A 7,709-nucleotide genomic window follows, 5' to 3' on the forward strand; every position below is an offset into this window, starting at 1 on the left:
CACCGGAGGTGGCGGCTTCCGTATCGCTCCTTCAATATCTTTGAAAATAGGGGCGTTCAGCGGAGGTGGCGGCTTCCGCATCGCCATCGCCACATTTCTAGATTAAGCATTAGATCTATAATTGCTGAAGAGTTCGGATATTTATTTACTGGTTAAAACTATTAAATGATTACCGTTACACCAGAAGAAATTAGTCAGTTTCGCAGCCAATTGGCGGATAATCCCCAGGCTTTAGTAGCTTTGGATACCATAGAAGAGTGTGAAGGCTATTTAGACGATGCCGTTCCACTGCTGGTTATGCGGGAAACTGCACAGGAAGCAGATAGATCGTTAAATGATTTGCTGGAAAAATGCCGCCAATTCATCTGTCAAGAGGAAGTCAGACAATTTTTGGAATCTGGATTAATTGCTCCAGTAATAGAACCATTGGCAGCTAGTGCAGGCATTCCTCTCGGTACTGCGACTGCACTTAGTATATGCGTGTTTAAACTGGGTGCGAAAAGGTTTTGTAATGTACCGGGATCTGGTGCTTAACGTCCAGAAGCTGTAAAACCAGCCCAGTAGTAGGGATTTGCAAAAGGTAGGGGTTGACGTTCCTTGATTCGTTTCCAAGATTCCTTAACTATTTTTCGTTGTCCTTTTCTTAGTTGAGCAAGGACTTTTTTAATTTCAGGTTTGTGTTCCTCTTTAAATCTCTTTAATTCCTCAATAGTCAGATTTCGCAGCCATGTTTGAGCTTGCTTAAGGGCTATGGCAACATTTCCTGCTTCCAGGTTATCAAGTTTGAATAAGTTTTCATAGAATTTAATCATTAAAAAGCTGGTAGAAAGGTCATTCACTTTCCACAGAGAACTGACAACACTAGGACTACCTGCTAACAGAAAACCGCTAGGTAAACCAATGTACTCGTCACTGATATTGTTAAAATCAATCAATCCAGTTTCGCACGCGGAAAGGGTGACGAGGCGACATTTTTCTAATTTGAGACCGAAGATTTTATCTAAGGTAAGGCATTCCTCTAAATCATAAGTTTTACCCAATCCTAAACTCAGATAACTTTCTGCATTCAGTTTGGGAAGTGCGTCAGCGACGGATGCATTTGCCAAAATTAGGGCTGATTTACCGGGATTTGTTAAGTTAAAATACCCGTGACAGCTAAAGTGGGCGCAGTGGTAAGTATTTAAGTCAGAATTATTAATTGCTGTGAGTGTCGCTGCTGTTTTTTTCAGAACGTTGGAAGTATTAAAGTAGCTTTGAATAACTTGTACTTCTAAATCGGTGTAATTCAGGTCTTCCGTTGGGTTTTGAATCGCAAACAGGGATTGAAAATTGGGGCGATCGCGCTTTTGTACCTGTTGCAGTATTTGACAACTAGGTGCATAACTTACACCACGAGGAAATAAATCCACAAGACAACGTGAATTTTCAGAATGTTGATTTACAGGGAGTGCATGAAGGGGGAATAAATGCAAGAATCTATGGGGAATTAGGATGAGTTTATCGCAGTGGTTTGGTATCTGGGTTAATATTCCATCAATGTGCAGAATGGAAGCTAATTTTTTGAGTTCTTCCCCTAAGCTATTCTGCCACTGGTCTTTTTGCCCGTAGTTCTGCAAATATTGATTTACCCAATCAATCAAGGCTTGCAGGTCTTCTGGTTGGGATTGCCAAACAGTCACCTCTCCTGTAGGTTTGATAATAAACGCTAGAATTTTTTCATCGAGAATAAACCACTCGATCATGGCTGTACACTCATCGAAACGAGCCTGGAATGAGTCAAATTTGAAACCATAACCAACGGGTAAGTAGCGGTTTTGCAATTCATTACGCTGCTGTCGCAACTGTTGGAGACGTTGTGCTAGGACTTTTGGATTTTCAGCTTTGCCATTTTGGATTTGATCTTGTCCTGTAGCTATTTCATCCCTGTATCTTTCTAGTTGAGTAACAACATCTGCGGGAAAGATTGTTTTCCGGTCACGGATGAGAATCTGTTCAACTAAATAGCGGGTTTTGCTACGCTCAACATATTCAATTGCTTCGGTAATCTTATCTAATTCCAAGCAAACTTCTACCATGCGGCTATAAAGTTTGTTCCATTCTTCTGCTTGCTTGCGTTTACTTTCCTCAGAAGAAACGATTTCCTCCCGTAAAGATTCTACTGTGGCAATGGCAGATTTAAAGGTATTGTAAGCTAAGGTAAAATCGTTTGTGTTTTGGTAAGCAATTCCCAGTCCGAACAAAGATCCTGCATGGTTTTGGGGAAAAGCGTCAAAAGTATAAACTTTTAGAGCATCTTGGTAAGCTGTGATCGCCTGTTCTAAATTCTGTGCCCCCTCACCTATAATTGTGTAACTGTAAGCAATAGCGAGATTATTTTGCGTCGTTGCCCATTCATAGGGAAAAGCGTCAAAAGTATAAACATTTAGAGATTGTTGGTAAGCTGTGATCGCCTGCTCTAAATTCTGTGCCTGCTCCCCTCTTATTCTTTGACTATAAGCATTAGCGAGATTATTTTGCGTCGTTGCCCATTCATAGGGAAAAGCCTCAAAAGTATAAACTGACAGAGCATCTTGGTAAGCTGCGATCGCCTGCTCTAAATTCTGTGCCCGCTCCCCTCTTATTCTGTTACTGTAAGCAAGACCAAGATTATTTTGCGTCGTTGCCCAATCTTCGGGGAAAGCTTGCTGGGTGTGGACTGTCAGCGCGACTTCATAGCCAGTGATGGCAATTTCCATGTTGCTGGCTTTGTCACCCAAAGGGAATTGCTGAATTAGATTGCTAAAATTTACTATATCTCCAGCGATGGATTTCGCCACATCTGCTTGGGCTTCCCTCAGTCTATTCGTCGCCCAACGACGCAATGTTTTTTCTAACACATCGTCGAGTTTGTCTCTATTATTTTCCAGCAAGGGGTAAACTACCTGCGGGTTACCTCTACTATCTGCTGTTACTTCCAGCACTTGCTCTAATAAATTTATATATTCTTCTTCTGAAGTATAAATTTTCATAACAGGTGATGCGTTCCCAACAACCAGGTATCATCACCCTACATCTACATTCAACAAGAAAATGTAGCTGCTGAAGCTTTGAAGATTATTCTTTAATTGTTGATGAATACATTGGGTACCCAGCCGCAGGCATCGCCCCAAATGAGCAATTGGTAACTACAAATTAGACAGCACAGAAATCTACTGACCTTACTTAACTTTTAAAAATGGGCGGTACTGGACTCGAACCAGTGACATCCTGCTTGTAAGGCAGGCGCTCTACCAACTGAGCTAACTGCCCGCTGTTGCACACAAAAACTATATTAACACACACATTTTGAAAAAGCGATAGTCTTCTAAAAAAATTTTTACCTTATTCTGCATCTGTTGGATTGAATTGCGACTCGGACAGCAAGATACTGGTTAGCAATGGCTTGGATCTTTTTGATTTTTGAATTTTGAACTTTGAATTGTTTATGCCCTCTGGTCGGACTCATGATCGCATTACTCTCTGGGCTTTGCCGTTTGTGACTGGTGTTGCTTTTTGGCTAACCAACAGCGGTAACTTGACTTTGTTGGTTACTGGCGGGTTTCTGTTCGGAGGGCTGATGTTCGGTCCTGACTTGGATATTTACTCTCGCCAGTTCCAACGCTGGGGTTTTTTACGCTTTATTTGGTTACCTTATCAAAAAAGTTTACGCCATCGTTCTTTGTTATCTCACGGACCAATTATCGGTACAACGCTGCGTGTCGTTTATCTGGGCTGTTTGGGAGCAATAGTGGCAATTTTCACTTTGTTGATTGTCGAAAAGCTGTGGAATGTGCAGTTCAATTGGCAGATGACAGGGGAAACTGTAAAATTCACGATCGCTCACTACAGTATGGAATTTCTTGCTTTATTTGTCGGGCTGGAAGTTGGTGCGATGAGCCATTATCTTAGTGACTGGGGAGGTTCAGCTTATAAGCGTTTTCAAAAGCAGGGAGTTCGCGGATTGCTGCCGCGTGCGAAAATGAAGAAACGTAAAGTGACGAGTCGTGGTAATAGGAGTAAAGTCAAACCAAAAAATAGCCGCCGCACAAAGTCATAAATAAATTGTGGAACGGTAAATGTCGGAGCCTACGTGTCAACTTAAGCTGAAAACCTTGTCATTACGTTACATCATGTTTTTATGCTTGCCCACAATTTTCACTTTACCCCACCCCGGTTTTGTCTGACGCCAAAACCTCCCCTCCCCTTGGTAAGGGGAGGGGATTAAGGGGAGGGGTTAAATCAACGTGGGCGAAAAGTATAAAAAAGAATAAGATTTACAACCGCAGAGGACGCAGAGGACGCAGAGCTTTTATTAATTATGGAAACTAATCAAACCGAGAGGAACGCTGAGACTTTGGTGGCGTTGCAAAAATTAATTGATGTGGTGGCAAAGTTACGTTCTCCTGATGGGGGTTGTCCGTGGGATTTGGAGCAAACTCCTCAAACGCTGACACCATACGTGATAGAAGAAGCTTACGAAGTTGTAGATGCGATTAAGAGTGGGGATCAAGATGCGATCGCGGAAGAATTAGGTGATTTACTCTTACAAGTTGTGCTGCAAGCACAAATCGCCAGCGAATATGAACAATTTTCTTTGAAGGAAGTAGCCGAAGGGATTTCACAAAAGTTGATTCGCCGTCATCCTCATGTTTTTGGTGATGTGTCGGTGGAAAGTGTTGATGATGTGCGGCGAAATTGGGAAGAAATTAAAGCTGCGGAGAAAGGAGAAACATCTGCGGATACTCAAAAACTGAGTTATAAACTCAGTCGTTATACAAAAAAGCTTCCGCCGTTGATGGCGACGATGAAGATTTCGCAAAAGGCGGCTGCTGTTGGATTTGAATGGGAAAATATTGATGGGGTGTGGGACAAGTTTAATGAGGAATTGACGGAATTTAAGCAGGCGTTAGCTGAGGAAACACCAGAACGACAACAAGCTGAGTTGGGTGATTTGATGTTTTCTCTTCTGCAGGTTGCTCGTTGGTGTAATCTTGATCCGGAAGCTGCTTTGCAGGGAACAAATCAGCGGTTTATTCAGCGTTTGCAAAAGATGGAGGTGTTTGCTGAGCGTCCTCTTACTGATTATAGTTTAGAGGAATTAGAAACGTTGTGGCAAAAGGCGAAAGTCCAACTTGCGCAGGAAGAGTAAAAATCTGGTTTCAGGGTATTTGAAATCGCAGAGAAAAACAGATAGATACAGATAATTTAAACGTAGTTTTTTAGTATGACTATTTCTGTTGAGAATTCATTAAACCTAATTGCAGCGGCTAAAAAAACTAGACAAGCTGCACTCAAGCTAGCTGTTCTCTCAACTGAGGGGAAAAATCAAGCAATTGAGGCGATCGCTCAAGCTTTAGAATCTGCCAAAGATGAAATTTTACAAGCTAATGTTGCTGATTGTGAAAGAGCTATTACAGATGGAATTGCTAAGCCACTTTATAAGCGTTTGCAGTTAGATGAATATAAGTTAAGAGATGCGATCGCTGGGGTGAGAGATGTCGGCAAACTCAGTGATCCGGTTGGGGCAGTGCAGATTCACCGTGAACTGGATCAAGGCTTAATCTTGAAGCGAGTCACTTGTCCTTTGGGTGTGTTGGGTGTCATTTTTGAAGCACGTCCGGAAGCCGCAATTCAAATAGTTACTCTTGCTATCAAGTCGGGAAATGGTGTGATTCTCAAAGGTGGGAAAGAAGCGACTCGTTCTTGTGAAGCAATCGTCAAGGCGATTAAACAAGGACTTTCTCAAAGTGCTGTTCATCCAGATGCAGTGCAGTTGTTAACAACACGAGAAGAAATTTTGGAACTTCTCAAATTAGATAAATATGTGGATTTAATTATTCCTAGAGGTTCTAATTCTTTTGTGAGATTTGTGCAGGAAAATACTCGTATACCTGTATTAGGTCATGCTGACGGAATTTGTCATCTATATATAGATAAAGCTGCAGATTTAGAAAAAGCGATCGCAATTACAGTTGATGCCAAAACTAACTATCCTGCTGCTTGTAATGCAATTGAAACTTTGTTAGTTCACGCTAGTATTGCTCCCAAAATTTTACCAAAAGTTGCTGAGGCTTTGGGAAAACTCAATGTGGAATTGAGAGGGGATGAACGTACTCGCGAAATTCTACCAGAGATTGCAGCAGCAACGGAAGATGACTGGGAGACGGAATACTCTGATTTGATTTTGTCGATTCAAGTTGTGGATTCATTGGAGGATGCGATCGCCCACATCAACAACTATGGTTCCAAGCACACTGATGCTATTATCACTGAAGATCCAGAAGCTGCCCAAACTTTCCTAGCGCTGGTGAATGCAGCCGGAGTTTACCACAACTGTTCTACCCGATTTGCTGATGGCTTCCGCTATGGTTTCGGTGCAGAAGTTGGGATTAGTACTCAACAAATGCCTCCTCGTGGTCCTGTTGGTTTAGAAGGTTTGGTAACATACAAATATCAGATGATTGGCAATGGTCATATTGTGGCTACTTACACAGGTGCAAATGCCAAGCCCTTTACTTTTAAAGATTTGGTATGAAGAAATGCTCTGTAGACACTAAAATGCACTGTTCTCTGAGTGTTTTGTGTGAAACTGACTAGCGAATACACATGGTTTGGGAAAAATTACATTGGTTTCAAATTGCTTTACGAGTGCGAGGCTCAGTCTTTCCTGTTATATTACCTCGCATTCTTTTATTTAGTGGATTTGGAGTGGTTATATCCATAATCCACTCTTACGCGTTTTCTCTACCAGAGCAAGTTGGAGATATTACAACCAATGTCGCTTTTAATCTTGTGTTAGGGTTATTGCTAGTTTTTCGTACTAACACTGCCTACGAACGTTATTGGGAAGGTCGAAAAACTTGGGGTGGGATAGTCGTTAATTCTCTAAATTTAGCCAGGAATATTCAGCTATCAATTTTAGAAAAGGAACTTATAGACAAAGAGAAAAAAGTTGCCTGTCTACGGTTATTAAGTGCTTTTGCAATTGCGACTAAATTGCATTTACGTCAGTTACCAGAAAGAAAGGAACTGAAACTTTTTCTGACAGAATCGCAAGATTTACAATTAAAGGATGTGCAAAATCCTCCCTTGAAGATTGCTGTTTGGATTGGAGAATATCTCAAACAGCAACAAATTAACGATTGCTTGAGCATGGAAGAATTGGTGTTTATGAATAGTTTATTGAACAACATGGTAGAGTCATTAATAGGGAGTGAGCGTATTTTAAAAACACCAATGCCCTTAATTTATGCTATTTATTTGAAGCGATTATTATTGATGTACTTTCTTGTATTACCTTTGCATTTAGTTAGTACTTTAGAGTGGTGGACTGTGCCGAGTGTAGCGTTAATAAGTTTTACTTTACTTGGAATCGAAGAGATAGGTAATCAATTAGAAGATCCTTTCGGGTTCGATTTATATGATTTGCCCTTAGATGATATTTGTCAGACGTTAATTAAAAATATAGAAGATTTGATGGATGAGAGTGAAAATACTTTGATTTGTCAGACAGAATCATTTTTGCCAAGTTGAGCATAAGAATTACTTTTTATAAAATAAAATTCTGGTTCCTGACTCCTGAATTCTGTTTGATTAAAAACTTGTCAGCGTTGAAGAAGAACACATAGGTCAGAACGCAGAACCCAGCAATATGATTGGATCGGTGCAGCACCCAACCAATTGAATACAAC

Annotated in this window: 6 protein-coding genes and 1 tRNA gene; 5 read left to right on the plus strand and 2 right to left on the minus strand. The window is 41.0% G+C overall.

What is annotated here, in order from left to right; translation table 11 throughout:
- The first annotated feature begins 165 nt into the window (after positions 1-165).
- The gene (locus tag AC5590_RS10850; protein ID WP_169268650.1) at positions 166-534 is read left to right on the plus strand and encodes a hypothetical protein; all 369 of its coding nucleotides are present in this window, start codon (positions 166-168) and stop codon (positions 532-534) included.
- On the opposite strand, the gene AC5590_RS10855 is transcribed toward AC5590_RS10850, so the two are convergent.
- Complete coding sequence (locus AC5590_RS10855; RefSeq protein ID WP_169268651.1) at positions 531-3,008, minus strand: CHAT domain-containing protein; 2,478 nt, start codon at positions 3,006-3,008, stop codon at positions 531-533. The genes AC5590_RS10850 and AC5590_RS10855 overlap by 4 nt on opposite strands.
- Positions 3,009-3,215: 207 nt before the next feature.
- Positions 3,216-3,288, minus strand: a tRNA-Val gene (locus tag AC5590_RS10860).
- 175 nt (positions 3,289-3,463) lie between these two features.
- Between AC5590_RS10860 and AC5590_RS10865 the strand changes: the two genes are divergently transcribed.
- The 4 genes from AC5590_RS10865 to AC5590_RS10880 all read left to right on the plus strand — a co-directional run bounded on the left by AC5590_RS10865 (position 3,464) and on the right by AC5590_RS10880 (position 7,551).
- The gene (locus tag AC5590_RS10865; protein ID WP_169268655.1) at positions 3,464-4,075 is read left to right on the plus strand and encodes a metal-binding protein; all 612 of its coding nucleotides are present in this window, start codon (positions 3,464-3,466) and stop codon (positions 4,073-4,075) included.
- Between the two features lie 261 nt (positions 4,076-4,336).
- Positions 4,337-5,167, plus strand: coding sequence for a nucleoside triphosphate pyrophosphohydrolase (mazG, locus tag AC5590_RS10870; protein WP_169268652.1), 831 nt, complete (start codon positions 4,337-4,339; stop codon positions 5,165-5,167).
- Positions 5,168-5,242: 75 nt separating this feature from the next.
- Positions 5,243-6,553 carry a glutamate-5-semialdehyde dehydrogenase gene (locus AC5590_RS10875; RefSeq protein WP_169268653.1) on the plus strand — a complete coding sequence of 437 codons (1,311 nt, stop codon included), beginning with the start codon at positions 5,243-5,245 and terminating at the stop codon, positions 6,551-6,553.
- A 71-nt stretch (positions 6,554-6,624) separates the two neighbouring features.
- Positions 6,625-7,551, plus strand: a complete 927-nt coding sequence (locus tag AC5590_RS10880; RefSeq protein ID WP_169268654.1) for a bestrophin family protein — start codon at positions 6,625-6,627, stop codon at positions 7,549-7,551.
- Positions 7,552-7,709 lie beyond the last annotated feature (158 nt).

It is taken from the genome of Brasilonema octagenarum UFV-OR1 (assembly GCF_963888615.1).
Lineage (GTDB): Bacteria > Cyanobacteriota > Cyanobacteriia > Cyanobacteriales > Nostocaceae > Brasilonema > Brasilonema sennae.

Bases quoted from the DNA above. Each gene is read 5' to 3' on its own strand.
- AC5590_RS10850 (WP_169268650.1), top strand. From the start codon at position 166: ATGATTACCGTTACACCAGAAGAAATTAGTCAGTTTCGCAGCCAATTG.
- AC5590_RS10855 (WP_169268651.1), bottom strand. From the start codon at position 3,008: ATGAAAATTTATACTTCAGAAGAAGAATATATAAATTTATTAGAGCAA.
- AC5590_RS10865 (WP_169268655.1), top strand. From the start codon at position 3,464: ATGCCCTCTGGTCGGACTCATGATCGCATTACTCTCTGGGCTTTGCCG.
- mazG (WP_169268652.1), top strand. From the start codon at position 4,337: ATGGAAACTAATCAAACCGAGAGGAACGCTGAGACTTTGGTGGCGTTG.
- AC5590_RS10875 (WP_169268653.1), top strand. From the start codon at position 5,243: ATGACTATTTCTGTTGAGAATTCATTAAACCTAATTGCAGCGGCTAAA.
- AC5590_RS10880 (WP_169268654.1), top strand. From the start codon at position 6,625: ATGGTTTGGGAAAAATTACATTGGTTTCAAATTGCTTTACGAGTGCGA.